Consider the following 14,520-nt stretch of genomic DNA (forward strand, 5'->3'; position numbering starts at 1 on the left):
AGTTTAGGAGGACAGAAAATTGGAAATGGCTTATACAATCTTTCTATTTTTATTTGGGCTTGTCTTTGGCTCTTTTTATAATGTGGTAGGCTTACGTGTGCCACAGAAGGAGTCGATTGTACAACCTCCTTCACATTGTACTAAATGTCAAAGGCAACTGACGGCGCTTGATTTAGTGCCAGTTTTATCTTATGTGTTTTTTGGGGGGAAATGTCGGAGCTGTGGTAATAAAATAGCTTGGATTTATCCAGTAATGGAATTATTAACAGGATTATTGTTTGCCTTTGCATATTGGCAGCTTGGTTGGAGCATAGAGTTTATAGTAGCCCTATTTTTTATTTCATTATTAGTCATCATTGTTGTTTCTGATATAGCCTATATGCTGATTCCGAATAAGGTGCTTTTATTCTTTTTACCCTTCCTTATTATTGGACGAGTATTGTCGCCATTAACACCCTGGTGGGACTGTGCTGTAGGTGCAGTCGTTGGTTTCGGCATATTATATAGTATTGCTGTGATATCAAACGGGGGCATGGGTGGAGGCGATATTAAATTATTCTTTTTAATTGGACTTGTTCTTGGTACAATGCATACACTGTTAACATTATTTATAGCTGCAGTTATCGGCATGATTGTCGGGCTTGTCGTGTTAACGAAGAACAAGCAGGGGAGAAAAACACCTATTCCTTTTGGACCTTCTATTGCATTAGCCGCTATCATTGTCTATTTTTATGGGGATTCATTAATCGATTGGTATTTAGGTTTTTGGTAATTGTTCAATCTTCAAGCATATGGAGGGAAGCAAGTGAAACCGATTATTGGCATTACAGCCTTTGTGGAAGATGATTTATCCTCTCGATTAAATGCTGCTTACAGTAAAAGTATCATTGATGCAGGTGGGATTCCTCTTATTATTCCACTTGGCGTAGAGGAGGATGCCACACAAATTCTATCCCTTACAGATGGTTTATTGTTATCTGGAGGCTATGACGTGCATCCATTTCTGTATGGGGCAGAGCCTGCACCAAAACTAGGGAAAATTCATCCAGCAAGAGATACGGTAGAGTTAGCATTAATTGAAGCGGCATTCACACGAAAGATGCCTATTTTGGGTATTTGCCGAGGCATTCAAATACTAAATGTAGCACTAGGTGGTACTTTATTTCAGGATATTGATAGTGACCATTTTAGTACTAAGCTGCTCAAGCATGTACAGCAATCTGCTCGAGCTGTAGCTACTCATTATGTACAAATTATGGAGGAGAATTTATTAGCGACCATTTTACAACAAGAGAAAATAGCGGTAAATTCATTTCATCATCAGGCAGTTAATGTATTAGCAGAGAAATTAAAAGTAGCAGCAAAATCGAGTGATGGCATTATCGAAGCAGTTGTTCATGAAGAGTTGCCATTTTGCTTGGCTGTTCAGTGGCATCCCGAGGAACTAGCTATAGCAGGAGATGAGCCTGCACAAAAATTATTTTCAGCCTTTGTTGAAGCTAGCTTAAAATTCAAAAAGGAAGCGTAGCAGGGGGACTGTACAAAGAATCCAACCATATATGGATTCTTTTTTTGCGTAAAAAAGAGGATACATGCTCTTAGAAGGAACACATAATCCTCAAAACCTACTTTAAATGATTAATGTACACGACGATATAGTCCTACAACTTGTCCTAAAATAGAAACTTGATCGACGATAATAGGCTCCATAGATGAGTTTTCAGGCTGTAAACGGAAATGATTTTTTTCCTTGAAGAAACGTTTGACCGTTGCTTCATCCTCTGCTGTCATGGCTACAACAATATCTCCGTTATTAGCTGTTGCCTTTTGCTTCACAATAACTAAATCGCCGTCTAAAATTCCTGCTTCAATCATAGATTCCCCCATAATCTCTAGCATGAATAACTGATCCTCGCTTGTGCCATACGTATCTGGTAATGGGAAATATTCTTCAATGTTTTCAATAGCAGTAATTGGGGAACCAGCAGTTACCTTCCCCACAAGTGGTACATGAATGACTTGCTGCTTTTGAATAGACTCTTCAGGCTCTAAAATTTCAATTGCACGTGGCTTTGTTGGATCTCGACGAATAAAGCCCTTTTGTTCTAATCGAGCTAAATGACCATGAACAGTTGAACTTGAAGCAAGTCCGACTGCTTCCCCGATTTCACGTACTGATGGTGGATATCCCTTAGCTCGTACCTCTTCTTTAATAAAAGCCAAAATGTCCTCTTGTCTTTTCGAAACTTTTTTCATGAGTGCTCACCTCTTTTTTCTAATATCATTCTTCTTATTTGATAGTATAACAGAATGCGAACATGTATGCAAACATAGGTTCGAAAAGTGTTTGACAAAAACGTTTGTTCGCTTTATTATGAGAACATACATTCCGAACAAACATTCTAAAAAAGGGGTTGTAACTATGACATGGTTAAAGAAAAATACACATATCTCCATTTTATTAGGAGCTTGTCTACTATTTGCAGGATACCTTTACATAACTGATCCAGGAGATGTTAATTACGCAGAAATTCAAATTGAACATGGGGATAGCTTGTGGTCGTTAGCAGAGCAATACCGTGGTAAGATGAGTACAGATGATTGGATTAAGCTGGTCAAAACAGAAAATGAATTAGCAGATATTAAAATTGTGGCAGGAAAGTCTCTAGTTATTCCTGTATTGGGTGATCAAGCCAATCCCATCCATACTATCGAAATTGCGAGAACTGAACAATGATGAATAAACAAATGTCGGCTGTTGTCTATTGCCGTGTAAGTACTGAAAAAGAAACACAAAGCTCCTCATTAGAGCGCCAACAGGAAGAGTTGCTGCGCTACGCTAGAGAGCAAGGCTATGAGGTAAAGGGTGTATTTAAGGATAAGCATAGCGGCTATGATGTGGAACGCGATGGCTTGCTTGAAATGCTTGATTTCATTAAAGAAAAGGGAATTAATGCCCTTTTTGTACAAGATGAAACACGATTAGGACGTGGGAACGCAAGGATGGCTGTGTTGCATTTATTGCAAAAATCAGCAACAGATGTTTTTTCCATGCGCGATGCAGGACCCGTTCAACTAAATGAAATGGACACGATGCTGCTTGAGATTTTAGCAATCGTGGAGGAGTATCAACGAAGAATCCATAATGCTAAAATACGTCGAGGCATGCGACGCGCTGTAGAAAATGGCTATCGTCCTGAAAATAATTTATCGAACCGAGGGAATCCCTATGGGCAGGAGCGAAAGGATCTACCTGTAGATGAAATTGTCAAGCTACGCAAACGTGGATTTACCTTTGAGGAAATTTCGATCACGCTTCGAGGGTTGGGCTTTGAAGTAAGTAAAGCGACTGTTCATCGTCGCTTCCAAGAACATCAAGAAAGATTAGCAGGCAAATAATATCGCCTGCTAATCTTTTTTTATTCACAGTAAAAAAACGCTATTGATAGGAAGCCAAACTGTCGATGATGATGTTAGTAGGTAGTCGAAAAGGATTCTCTTTATTTATTCGATCATAAAACATTATGCCATTTAAATGATCGATTTCATGTTGGACAACGATCGCCCCATAGCCCTGAAACGGCAGGATGAATTCTTGACCATCAATGTCATATGCTCTGACCTTAATACGCTCGTATCTTGGCACAAAACCATGGACAGGTCGATTAACCGACAGGCAGCCTTCTCCATCAGGTAAATAAATCATATTGAGGGAATGACTTATGATTTTGGGATTGATAAACAACATTTCATTATGATCAAATAGTACAGCAAACATCCGTTTGTCTACACCTATTTGATTTGCAGACAACCCAGTTCCAGGGCGAAGCTTATATTTTTTTGCTAGCGTTGGATCTTGGCTGTTTTTGAGATATTGCAGCATAGCTAATAAAGTACTTCGATCCTCTTGGTTCAAGGGTGTCGTCACTTCTTCGGTTTGTTTTCGTAATAATATCGAGTCTTCTTTCACAAAATCTTTCATGGTAATGATCGAATCAGGAAGAAATTTAGTCATACATAAACACCTCATCAATACGGCTATTGAGGACTTTAGCCATGTTCAGAGCTAATTCAAAGGTTGGCTCGTACTTATCATTTTCAATACAATTAACAGTCTGTCTAACAACACCGCATTCTTTTGCAAGTATAGCTTTGGTTATCCCTAATTTGTTTCTCAACATTTTGATCATACTCCTCAGGTTTATCCCTCCGTTTTGTCCGAAGTGTTAGCCATTTATTTTATACTCTTTTTACTGAATGACCAAATGTTGTTACTATGTAACACGGTCATTTTATAGAGTTTTATGCCATTCTTCTTGCAAGATTGCGTAATAGTATTCATCCCACCAATTGTCACCATGCGGTATACATTTTTTAAAAAATCCTTCACGCCGCATACCGATCTTTTCCATCACTCGGTAAGAAGCTATATTTTCGGGTTGGCATGTTGCTATTATTCTATGAAGCTTCAATTTGGAAAATCCATAATCTAATAGGGCTTGAGCAGCTTCTGATGCATAGCCATGTTGCTGATAAGCAGGATTCAATACCCATCCAATTTCATAGGTATGTTCGCCAAAGCATCGATGAAAAACTAAATGACCAATAACTTCTGGTTGATCGCGTAAAGTAATGGCAAAATGCTTAGCTTGATCCGCGCTATTTTCTGTTATAAATTTTTGGACTTGTTCTTCCGTTAAAACTCCTTCAGGCATATAATGCATCACCGTTTCATCAGACATATAGCTATAAACAGCCTGCCAATCTTGGGCTTCAAATTTTCGGATAAGTAATCGCTGTGTTGTGATGTTCATCTAATTTCCTCCAATAAATATAAATTTTTTCCTTTTATTATTAGTTATACACGACTAACATCTGGAAGTCATGTAAATTATGGCTAAGAAGTGTTATTAAGGGTTGGTATAACTGCATTTTAAGGGAAAGCATGCTATACTTTGCATACTGAAGTCATTAAGCTAGGTATTGAAAGGTGTGTAACAATGTTATCAAAGGAAAAAATTAACCGAATTAATGAACTTTCTGCTAAGGCCAAAAGTGGTCAATTAACAGAAGCAGAGGCTAAGGAGCGAACAGCGCTTCGCAAGGAGTACTTAGATACGTTTAGAGCGACTATGCGAGATACGATTGAAAATGTAAAAGTGGTAGATGCAGAAGGTAATGATGTGACACCAGAGAAAGTAAGACAAGCTAAAAAAAATAAATTTCTAAATTAATGTGACACAATTCAATAAAGTATGTATGAAAACGCAATTAGTATAACAAAAGCATTGTTTTCTAAAGCAATGTTGACTAAACTGTAAAAGAACAATATAGGACGAGAAAGGATGTCACAATATAATGACTCAACACGCGGATCTTTTAGCAATTAATGCTATTCGAACTTTGTCAATCGACGCTATCGAAAAAGCAAATTCTGGTCACCCAGGTTTACCAATGGGGGCGGCGCCAATGGCTTATACGCTATGGACAAAACAATTACGCCATAATCCAGCAAATCCAAAATGGTATAACCGTGATCGTTTTGTACTATCAGCTGGTCATGGTTCTATGCTTCTGTACAGCTTACTTCATCTTGGAGGCTATGGTTTACCAATGGAAGAAATTCAAAACTTCCGCCAATGGGATTCATTAACACCAGGACATCCTGAATACGGTCATACAGTAGGTGTAGAGGCAACAACTGGTCCACTTGGTCAAGGGATTGCTATGACAGTTGGTATGGCAATGGCTGAGCGTCATTTAGCGGCTACTTACAATAAACCTGGTCATGATATCGTTGACCACTACACATTTGCCCTTTGTGGTGATGGTGACTTAATGGAAGGTGTAGCAGCTGAAGCTATTTCATTAGCTGGTCACTTAAAACTTGAAAAATTAATCGTACTTTACGATTCTAATGATATTTCTTTAGACGGTGACTTAGAAAAGTCATTCTCAGAAAACGTACAAAAACGCTTTGAATCTTATGGCTGGAATTACTTAAAAGTGGCTGATGGTACAGATGTAGATGCCATTAATGCCACAATTGAAGAAGCGAAAAAATCAACTGGCAAACCAACATTAATTGAAGTAAAAACAGTGATTGGTTTTGGTTCTCCAAATAAATCTGGTAAAGCAGATTCACATGGTGCGCCACTTGGTACAGATGAAGTTGTCTTAACGAAAGCTGCGTATGAATGGGCACACGAGCCATTCCAAATTCCTGCTGAAGTGTATGATACATTTAATGCTGCTGCTGAAATACAAGGTGCACAATCTGAGGAAGCTTGGAATGCTAAATTTGCTGCATATAAAGAAGAGTTCCCAGAGTTAGCGGCTCAATTTGAAAAAGCGATGAATGGTGAATTACCAGAGGACTTTGCGTCAGAGCTACCAGTATATGAGGCAGGTAAATCTGTAGCAACACGTTCTTCTTCTGGTGACGCGATTAATGCCATTGCGAAGAAAACTCCTTCATTCTTTGGTGGTTCCGCTGACCTTGCTGGCTCCAATAAAACAACGATGAAGGGCGCAGGCGATTTCTCTGCAGACGATTATGCTGGTCGCAACATCTGGTTTGGTGTTCGTGAATTTGCAATGGGTGCTGCGATGAACGGTATGGCTCTTCATGGTGGTTTAAATGTATTTGGCGGTACGTTCTTCGTATTCTCTGATTATGTTCGTCCAGCAGTTCGTCTTTCTGCATTAATGGGGCTTCCTGTAACATATGTATTTACACATGACTCTATTGCAGTAGGGGAAGATGGTCCAACACATGAACCAATCGAACACCTTGCATCACTACGTGCGATGCCAAATCTCTCTGTTATTCGTCCTGCGGATGCAAATGAATCAGCGGTAGCTTGGGAGCTTGCCGTAGCATCAGAAAAAACGCCAACTGTTTTAGTATTATCTCGTCAAAACTTACCTGTCCTTGACGCTTCTATTGAAACAGTTCGTGATGGTGTTACGAAGGGTGCTTACACAGTATCTCCTGCTACAAAAGAAGTAGCAGATGCTATTTTAATCGCAACAGGCTCTGAGGTTTCACTTGCTGTTGAAGCACAGAAAGCATTAAAAGCAGAAGGTGTGGATGTGGCAGTTGTTTCCATGCCGTCTATGGATCGCTTTGAAAAACAAGACGCAGCTTATAAAGAATCTGTCCTACCAAAAGCTGTGACAAAACGTCTTGCGATTGAAATGGGTGCATCATTTGGCTGGCATAAATATACTGGCTTTGAAGGTGACGTTCTTGCAATCGACAAGTTCGGTGCATCAGCTCCAGGTGAATTAGTAATGGAAAAATACGGATTCACTGTAGAAAATGTCGTAGCGAAAGTAAAAGCACTATAATTTATATTAAAATACCGCAACACTCAGCGAACTTAAACATCGACTGAGTGTTGCGGTACTTTTTTATTATGATAAAAATGAGATTATTGCAGAGGTGCTGCATCATTTTGCCAAGTATCCAAAGGAACAATTTATCATGATCGGGGCTTGTGAAAATGATTTTGATGCTATCGGCGTGACATATGGTTATGGATCATGACAAGAATTAGAAAAGGTATATTGTGGATCTAATCAAGTATCTCTAAATACATGAAAAAACTGCATGCTGACATGCAGTTTTTTATGTAGGTGTTTATTTAGCAAGGCCATTTTGAAAAGCATAGACAACAGCCTGTGTACGATCTTGCACTTCGAGCTTTGCTAAAATATTGCTAACATGTGTTTTTACGGTCTTTAAGGCAATGTATAGTTCGTCAGCGATTTCCTGATTTGCTTTACCCTTTGCCATGAGCAATAATACTTCCATTTCACGGTCAGTGAGCTGTTCGTAAAGGGGCGTATTATTACCATGGCGCATACGGTGCATCATTTTGGATGTGACTTCTGGCTCTAATACTGTTTCGCCACCTATGGTTTTACGAATAGCATCGGCAATTTGTTTAGCATTAGAAGTTTTTAAAATATAGCTTACCGCACCAGCCTCTAAAGCAGGGTAGACTTTATCGTCATCTAAAAAACTAGTCACCATCATGATTTTTGCCTCTGGCCATGCCGTTAAAATTTCCGCTGTTGCCTCTGCTCCTGTCATGATGGGCATGACATTATCCATTAAAATAATATCAGGTCTTAGGGCAAGGGCACGCTCCACAGCCTCTTTGCCGTTTTCAGCCTCACCTACAACTGTAATATCTGGTTGTGCTGAAAGATAGGCTGAAACGCCAATCCGTACCATTTCATGATCATCCACTATGAGCACTTGTATCATCGACATGAACCTCCTCCTTCTGTAGCGGAATTTTAACCTCCACAATCGTTCCTTCTTCAGGCACGGACACAATTTTGTATGTGCAGCCAATTTCAACAGCTCGTTCAGCTATATTTTGTAAGCCGTACGAAGTTGATTTATCGGCCTCCACATCAAAGCCTAACCCATTATCCTGAATTCGTAAAATGGCTAAGTCATCTCGTGCAACAAGCAGTAACTCCACTTCACTTGCTTTGGCATGACGGAGCGTGTTAGAGAGGGCTTCCTGTGCAATACGGAATAAATGGTCTTCTTCTGCTTTTGTTAAGGCCATTTCCTCTAGCTCATATTCAATATGGAAATAAACTTTTTGTTGAAGTTCAATAATCAATTCCTCTAAGCCTTGTGCTAGCGTTTTATTGTGTAGAGCTACAGGTCGTAAGTGGAGCAGCAATGCGCGCATTTCTAGCTGTGCCTGCTGAACAATCTTTTCCACCTGTTTTAAGCTAGTAGCATTTTCGTCATTTTCAGTTAATGCTGAGAGTAACATAGAAGCCGCAAATAATTGCTGTGATACGGAATCATGCAATTCCCTAGCAAGTCGTTGGCGTTCAGCAATAATACGCTCCTGAATAATTTTATCATTTGCTTCTGCCCGTTCATTGGAGAGTCGCTGTAAGCTTTTTCGCTGTGTATCGATTAATTCACTTGTTTGAACTATTGCCTTTTTTAATGATTTCGGAAGTGCTTGTTTTTTAGGGAAAATAAAATCAGGCTCGATTAATTGCTTCACAATGCGTGTTGCTTGAGCTTCTCGTGCCCGAGCAGTCATGCTGATCCAGCTAGCAAACAGGAAGCTAAGTACAAACAGGCTAACTACGATGATGCCTCCTAGCGGAATATTATCGTAAGTCTGCTGCCACAATGGCTCCCATGTTTTTTCATCCGGATTGCCCCATACCGCCACAAGCAGACCGAAAACAGCACTCATTAAAATGAAAAATAGCGTAAACAATCTTGAGATAAAGGCAATCATTTTCGTAGCACCTCCAAATCTCCCAGCCAGGTTGCGACATGAATAATTAAAACGCGTTTAGCATCCTCAGGGTTGCCGTCAGCGAAAGTAATACTTTCATTTAAGATGCGTTGTGGCCCCTTATGTAAGCAGATAAGCTCACCAAATAACGTCGTATACTGTAAACGGAAAGGGATTTCATAGGGAATATAGATTTGAACTTTCCCGATCCCTTGGCGAATTGTAATGAGACTAGTGCCAGCAGGTAAAATTGTTTGTGTTGTATCAATCGTAATATCTCCTGCAAGGCGTTGAATTTGTACATCTTGCCATTTGTACGCTTCTGTAGGTGCTGGCATTGTGCCAATCAAGTCATTTTTAGTTGTAGGAAGCTTTTCAAAAAGCTCTGCACCGACTACCTTTGGTTCGTTTTCTCGTTGTAGGTATTGATAAAGCATATATAAGAGCATGATGACGACGAATAAACGTAGGCTCCACATGGTAAACAAAGCAATAGCAATGAAGAAAATTCCTGTCCATTTAAAAAAACGAACTTTTTTGGAAAAACTTAAATAAAGAAGTACTGCCCCAATCAATAAACAGAAGGCTCCGCCATTATTAAAAATAGTAAGCTCTACAAAGACGAGTAAAAAGAAGCATAGTACCCAAAACGTGAGCTTATTTGTTGTGAAATTTTGCAAGAGGGTCACCCTTCCTTCTACTAATAGTATAAGAGAGGGAATGGGACCCTCTATTTTTAAACGTGAAAGAATGCGCCTTATAAAGTTGGCGCATTGCTTTCATTATAACATGTTATTTATTTTCAATTAGCAGTGGTGAGTGATCTTCTGCTGCTTTTTTTTCTAATTCTGCCAGTCTTGCCTCGAAAGTTGTTACCTCATGATCTTTATCGATTTGGTAAGCTAATTTATCGATATAGGCTTCTAAATCTTCAAAATTTGTTTTATTGTTTTTGGCAATCATGCCGTCCATTTGATGGTGAGCACGTGTTACATTTTCTTTTCCCATCAGCTGTAATTGACGTACTTTCATATCTTTAATTTTATGCTTCATTGTTTCGAATTTACGCTCTAGCTCGAAGTATTCACGTGTACTCGATTCAATGCTTGCTTGTAGTGTATGATTACGAGCTGTGTAAGCCGTTACTTCATCTGTAGCGAAATCAATTAAATCCTGTTCACCACTAGTTGTTGCCAATGTTAGTTGGGCTTCACGTTTAGCTAGTAATTCAGCATTTTGCTTATATTCTTGCTCTAGCTTTTCTTTTAATTGCCCTTGTCGTTCTAATAATTTACCTGTTTGTTCTGTTTGTTTTTCTGCCTCGCGAATGTATTGATTTAACATTGCAATCGGATTTTTTTGTTCCTTTTTATCAAATATTTGATGTAAGTCTGCCTCTACTGTATATCTAAAACGTTGAAATAAATTCATTTAATTTCGCTCCTTTTTATTTTGTTAAGTTTGACCATTCTTTTTCAAAGTTTGTAAACGGATCTTCTTCTTTTTTCCCTTCGATTGTAGGGATTTTTACATCTTCGCCATTCCATTTTTTATAGATGACATAGATAATAGCGATAGCTGCAAGACCGATCATTGCTGGAATGTTAGACACTGCTGATAGAACACCGATTAGACCAACTGTAAACCAGAAAATTTTACCGAATGTTGATTTGCTTGCAATGTAGAAATGCATGCCTAGTGCTACAAATAATCCGGAGAATAGTAAACCTGCCAGTGGTCCTATTAAGGCAAGTGCAACACATGCTGCGATGACGCCTCCAGTTAATAAAAGAAATTTTTTCATTTGTTTTAGCTCCTTTCGTTTGTACCTTTATGTTACCTCTATACAAGATTGTCTAAAACGGACTCGAAATTGATTTTGATCTAGGTCTTGAGGCTGAGAACCATCTAAGCTGTAACGAAAGTGGGTTTTTGGCGTATAAAACGAGCTGTTTTTTCTTGTTTTTGGAAAATAACTATTTTGTTTTATCAAAAAATACCATTTGTCATAAAGTCATTTATAGATGCGAAACTAGAATTTTTTCGACAAAAATAGAAGATAGATCCTTCCTTCGTTTGACAAATTAACAAGGTTGGATGAGCTATACTTATGGAAAAGAAACTGAGCGAAGGAGGATTTCTGGTGAGAACCTATTCTATATATAAGATAAAAGAAGAGCATTTAACATTTATTTTTGGCAGAGAGCGTAAGTTGTTAGAGATGATGCAAGGCTGTGAAGACGCCAACGAGAAATCCTTAAAAGAGCTTGCATATATATGTGAATCTGTTCGTTTTGAAGAAATTGCAGCGATGTTGGAACATCAACTTGATTCCAAATATGCACATTTAGAAAGAGCCCGTAATGCTTTGTTTTTAGAACATCCGATAAAAGGCAAAATGGCTATTTATTTGGTCGATCGTAAAATTTGTGTTTATTGTGAAGGTTCGCGAATGTTAGATTTAGATTTATTTCAAATGCTTGCCAAAATGAGTGAACGGTTTATTGCTTTTAATAAACAGGATAATGAGTGTGGGTGGTTAAAGCCGATGAAGTATACAATGCACTAGGAAAATTCACTACAATATATAGTAACACGCTATCATTTGGTGTATAATGGTGCGTGGAGAGTTTTTCTCGGTATATTGTAGTGGAGGAGGTTGGTTGTATGCCTACATGGGGCTGGATTATTATCGTAATTATCGCATTAGCAGCGGGAGCGGCACTTGGTTTCTATTTCGCTCGTCAAGCTATGATGAAATATTTAAAAGAAAACCCACCTATTAATGAGCAAATGATTCGTATGATGATGGCACAAATGGGTCGTACGCCGTCTGAAAAGCAAGTACGTCAAATGATGGCACAAATGAATAAATTCCAAAAGTAATCGGAATGATGAGAGCAACTAGTTCAAACTTAACTAGTTGTTTTTTTTATATTTTTTACAGTATTTAAAAAATTCTTGAAAATCATATAATTCTATCGGGAAACTATGTATAATAGAATTACCATACGGAAAGGGGTTATGTATTATGCAAAAAGAAAAGACAAATGTAGAAAGCTTTGATCTGGATCATACAAAAGTAAAGGCACCTTATGTTCGTTTAGCTGGTGTTAAAACGGGTCAAAATGGCGACGAAGTGTACAAATATGATATTCGCTTTAAACAGCCAAATAAAGAGCATATGGATATGCCTGCCTTACATTCTTTAGAGCATTTATCTGCTGACATTATTCGTAACTACTCTGATCACATTGTTGATTTTAGTCCAATGGGTTGCCAAACAGGCTTCTATGTATCACTGATTAATCATAATGATTATGAGGAATTATTAACTATTTTAGAGAAAACATTTATTGATGTGACAAAAGCAACAGCTGTTCCTGCATGCAATGAGGTGCAGTGTGGCTGGGCTGCTAGCCATAGCTTGGAAGGTGCACAATCATTAGCTGAAGAATTTTTAGCAAAACGAGATGAATGGCATATCGTTTTTGGAGAATAATCATTTATAAAACCTTGCGGAGATAATTCCGCAAGGTTTTCTTAGTGTTGAAAAACAAAACAGTCAATTGGAAGGTAGAAATGGATTTCCCTTGCAGGCTACTTGCTTTCCTGTGGGCAAGCGTCCCGAGCCGCTTCCTCCGCTATCGCTCCGTTTAGAGGCTCGCCTGTCTCGTTATCCCACGGGAGTCAAGTAGCCTTCCACTCCAACCTACAAAAGTATTACCTTTTTAGCAAAGGTTTTCAAATAAGGCGAAGGTCTTCACTACTCTTTATGGAGAGGTGTTGTCACACATCGCTTCCCCACATTGAAAATAAGAGCTTATTCCCTCTAAAAATAATGGGCTATTTAATCGCTATATTACTATGAAAAAAAGTAAAGACACTTTGCAGAATGGTTGATTGGAGTGGAGCCAGCGTCACTCCTAGGGGATTAGCGTCACAGATGAGACCCTGGAGCGAGCGTAAGTGAGTGAAGCGGCTCATCGGACGCCCCCTGGAAAGGGCGCTGGCGGAACGGAAATCAACCTCTCACCTTGCAAAGTTGCTTTTTCTGCCTTTGACATGATCTTTTTTCATGTGTGCTAAAAATGGAATGGAATGACATTGGAGGAGGAAGACTCGGGATTGATTTTTTGGTAAATAAAACTTTCTAAAAAATCATGAATTAAATCCTCATATTCATCCATATTTTCATTAAAGGACTGTGCATGTGCCCCAGTGTCAAAAAGTTTTAATTTTTTGGGACCTGCTTTTTTATTGTAGAGATCTAGTGACATCGACGCTGGAATAAATGTATCAGGAATACTGTGAATAAAGAGTACTGGTTTTTCAATATGTGTCACGGCTTCAGCAGGTGTTACACTTTTGAAGGAGTAGCCATCTCTGAGGCGGACAAAGAAATCGGCAAAGCGAATGGGAATAATGGAGCCATATTTAAATTCGGTTTTGGCGATTTGCTTCAACAACATGGAAAAATCGGAGAACGCACAGTCTGAAATATAGAAATCAGCACCATCTTCCACTGTTCCAGCATAAAGTAGCATAGTTGCTGCCCCCATGGATTCACCGTGAATCCCAAGGATAGCGTCTTCACCAATCATGGCTTTCACTGTCTTTACTACTGCATCAAGATCATTTTTTTCATAGTAGCCATAACTCGTTGTTTTGCCCCCAGATTCACCATGACGACGATGGTCAAAAATAACTGAATTATAGCCAAGTCTTTCAAATAATCGAGCATATTTTACGGAATTTATTTTATTTTCAGTGACACCGTGACAAATGATGATGGTGTTATTAGTTTGCAAAGGCTGAAACATAATGCCTCGAATTGAGTAGCCATTAGGAGAATCAATATTGAGTTCGCATTTCAAGTTATTATTGTACCAAGCTTCATCAAAGCGCTTGGCAGTCGTTTCTCGTTCTCGAACAAACTCCGGGTCTTTTTGTTGGATATACATTAATTTATTGGAAAGCGCGAAGCCGAACAGACCTGTTGCAGCTGCGGCTAGCGTTGTTGTAATACCAGAGAATAAAAGCATCTTCTTTTTCATCATAAAACACCTCCACATGCTGTTTCTTATTTGTAATGTTCCCAACTAAGATTGTTTAAAACACGTCAACATTTTACAATATCTTTGGCAAAACTGCGATTATTTCTATTATCGAAAATCGTCAAAATATTTGTTAAAATATACATATCTGCTAGTAGCATATGCATGCA

Annotated in this window: 19 protein-coding genes; 9 read left to right on the top strand and 10 right to left on the bottom strand. The window is 38.7% G+C overall.

The window, feature by feature from the left end; all coding sequences use genetic code 11:
• The first annotated feature begins 19 nt into the window (after positions 1-19).
• Entirely contained in the window at positions 20-772 is a 753-nt protein-coding gene (locus tag MHI04_RS05835) for an A24 family peptidase (RefSeq protein WP_036128085.1), read from the top strand.
• A 33-nt stretch (positions 773-805) separates the two neighbouring features.
• The gene (locus MHI04_RS05840) at positions 806-1,528 is read left to right on the top strand and encodes a gamma-glutamyl-gamma-aminobutyrate hydrolase family protein (protein ID WP_036128080.1); all 723 of its coding nucleotides are present in this window, start codon (positions 806-808) and stop codon (positions 1,526-1,528) included.
• A gap of 110 nt (positions 1,529-1,638) precedes the next feature.
• Here MHI04_RS05840 and lexA read toward each other — a convergent pair whose 3' ends face one another.
• On the bottom strand, positions 1,639-2,256 hold the full coding sequence (gene lexA, locus MHI04_RS05845) for a transcriptional repressor LexA (protein ID WP_004232118.1): 618 nt from the start codon (positions 2,254-2,256) through the stop codon (positions 1,639-1,641).
• A 166-nt stretch (positions 2,257-2,422) separates the two neighbouring features.
• Between lexA and MHI04_RS05850 the strand changes: the two genes are divergently transcribed.
• Both MHI04_RS05850 and MHI04_RS05855 read left to right on the top strand, forming a co-directional pair.
• Entirely contained in the window at positions 2,423-2,737 is a 315-nt protein-coding gene (locus MHI04_RS05850; protein ID WP_036128077.1) for a LysM peptidoglycan-binding domain-containing protein, read from the top strand.
• Complete coding sequence (locus tag MHI04_RS05855; RefSeq protein WP_036128073.1) at positions 2,734-3,399, top strand: recombinase family protein; 666 nt, start codon at positions 2,734-2,736, stop codon at positions 3,397-3,399. Before MHI04_RS05850 ends, MHI04_RS05855 begins: the two co-directional genes overlap by 4 nt.
• Before the next feature lie 40 nt (positions 3,400-3,439).
• Here MHI04_RS05855 and def read toward each other — a convergent pair whose 3' ends face one another.
• The 3 genes from def to MHI04_RS05870 form a co-directional block, all read right to left on the bottom strand.
• A complete protein-coding gene (gene def / locus MHI04_RS05860; protein WP_036128070.1) occupies positions 3,440-4,015 on the bottom strand; it encodes a peptide deformylase in 576 nt (191 codons plus the stop codon).
• Positions 4,008-4,199 (bottom strand): helix-turn-helix transcriptional regulator, encoded by a 192-nt coding sequence (locus tag MHI04_RS05865; protein ID WP_036128067.1) that lies wholly within the window; start codon positions 4,197-4,199, stop codon positions 4,008-4,010. Before MHI04_RS05865 ends, def begins: the two co-directional genes overlap by 8 nt.
• Before the next feature lie 93 nt (positions 4,200-4,292).
• On the bottom strand, positions 4,293-4,814 hold the full coding sequence (locus tag MHI04_RS05870) for a GNAT family protein (protein WP_036128064.1): 522 nt from the start codon (positions 4,812-4,814) through the stop codon (positions 4,293-4,295).
• Between the two features lie 186 nt (positions 4,815-5,000).
• Between MHI04_RS05870 and MHI04_RS05875 the strand changes: the two genes are divergently transcribed.
• A complete protein-coding gene (locus tag MHI04_RS05875; RefSeq protein WP_036128062.1) occupies positions 5,001-5,234 on the top strand; it encodes a DUF896 domain-containing protein in 234 nt (77 codons plus the stop codon).
• 124 nt (positions 5,235-5,358) lie between these two features.
• Positions 5,359-7,353, top strand: a complete 1,995-nt coding sequence (gene tkt, locus MHI04_RS05880; protein ID WP_058843965.1) for a transketolase — start codon at positions 5,359-5,361, stop codon at positions 7,351-7,353.
• A 292-nt stretch (positions 7,354-7,645) separates the two neighbouring features.
• Here the strand turns inward: tkt and MHI04_RS05885 are convergent, their stop codons facing one another.
• The 5 genes from MHI04_RS05885 to MHI04_RS05905 form a co-directional block, all read right to left on the bottom strand.
• Positions 7,646-8,278, bottom strand: a complete 633-nt coding sequence (locus MHI04_RS05885; RefSeq protein ID WP_036128056.1) for a response regulator transcription factor — start codon at positions 8,276-8,278, stop codon at positions 7,646-7,648.
• Entirely contained in the window at positions 8,253-9,293 is a 1,041-nt protein-coding gene (locus MHI04_RS05890; protein ID WP_036128054.1) for a sensor histidine kinase, read from the bottom strand. Before MHI04_RS05890 ends, MHI04_RS05885 begins: the two co-directional genes overlap by 26 nt.
• Positions 9,290-9,973, bottom strand: coding sequence for a cell wall-active antibiotics response protein LiaF (gene liaF / locus MHI04_RS05895; RefSeq protein ID WP_036128050.1), 684 nt, complete (start codon positions 9,971-9,973; stop codon positions 9,290-9,292). The genes MHI04_RS05890 and liaF overlap by 4 nt, the downstream gene beginning before the upstream one ends.
• Before the next feature lie 112 nt (positions 9,974-10,085).
• Entirely contained in the window at positions 10,086-10,724 is a 639-nt protein-coding gene (locus MHI04_RS05900; RefSeq protein ID WP_036128047.1) for a PspA/IM30 family protein, read from the bottom strand.
• A 16-nt stretch (positions 10,725-10,740) separates the two neighbouring features.
• On the bottom strand, positions 10,741-11,097 hold the full coding sequence (locus MHI04_RS05905; RefSeq protein WP_089932065.1) for an ABC transporter permease: 357 nt from the start codon (positions 11,095-11,097) through the stop codon (positions 10,741-10,743).
• Between the two features lie 306 nt (positions 11,098-11,403).
• Here MHI04_RS05905 and sirA point away from each other — a divergent pair, with 306 nt between their 5' ends.
• From sirA to MHI04_RS05920, 3 genes are all read left to right on the top strand, one after another.
• Positions 11,404-11,862, top strand: a complete 459-nt coding sequence (gene sirA, locus MHI04_RS05910; RefSeq protein WP_170829784.1) for a sporulation inhibitor of replication protein SirA — start codon at positions 11,404-11,406, stop codon at positions 11,860-11,862.
• Positions 11,863-11,960: 98 nt separating this feature from the next.
• The gene (locus MHI04_RS05915; RefSeq protein WP_004232154.1) at positions 11,961-12,179 is read left to right on the top strand and encodes a YneF family protein; all 219 of its coding nucleotides are present in this window, start codon (positions 11,961-11,963) and stop codon (positions 12,177-12,179) included.
• 145 nt (positions 12,180-12,324) lie between these two features.
• Entirely contained in the window at positions 12,325-12,795 is a 471-nt protein-coding gene (locus tag MHI04_RS05920; protein ID WP_058843967.1) for an S-ribosylhomocysteine lyase, read from the top strand.
• A 583-nt stretch (positions 12,796-13,378) separates the two neighbouring features.
• Here MHI04_RS05920 and MHI04_RS05925 read toward each other — a convergent pair.
• Positions 13,379-14,350 carry an alpha/beta hydrolase gene (locus MHI04_RS05925; protein WP_036127977.1) on the bottom strand — a complete coding sequence of 324 codons (972 nt, stop codon included), beginning with the start codon at positions 14,348-14,350 and terminating at the stop codon, positions 13,379-13,381.
• Positions 14,351-14,520 lie beyond the last annotated feature (170 nt).

This window comes from Lysinibacillus sp. FSL K6-1151, assembly GCF_038630755.1.
Classification (GTDB): Bacteria; Bacillota; Bacilli; order Bacillales_A; family Planococcaceae; genus Lysinibacillus; species Lysinibacillus fusiformis_D.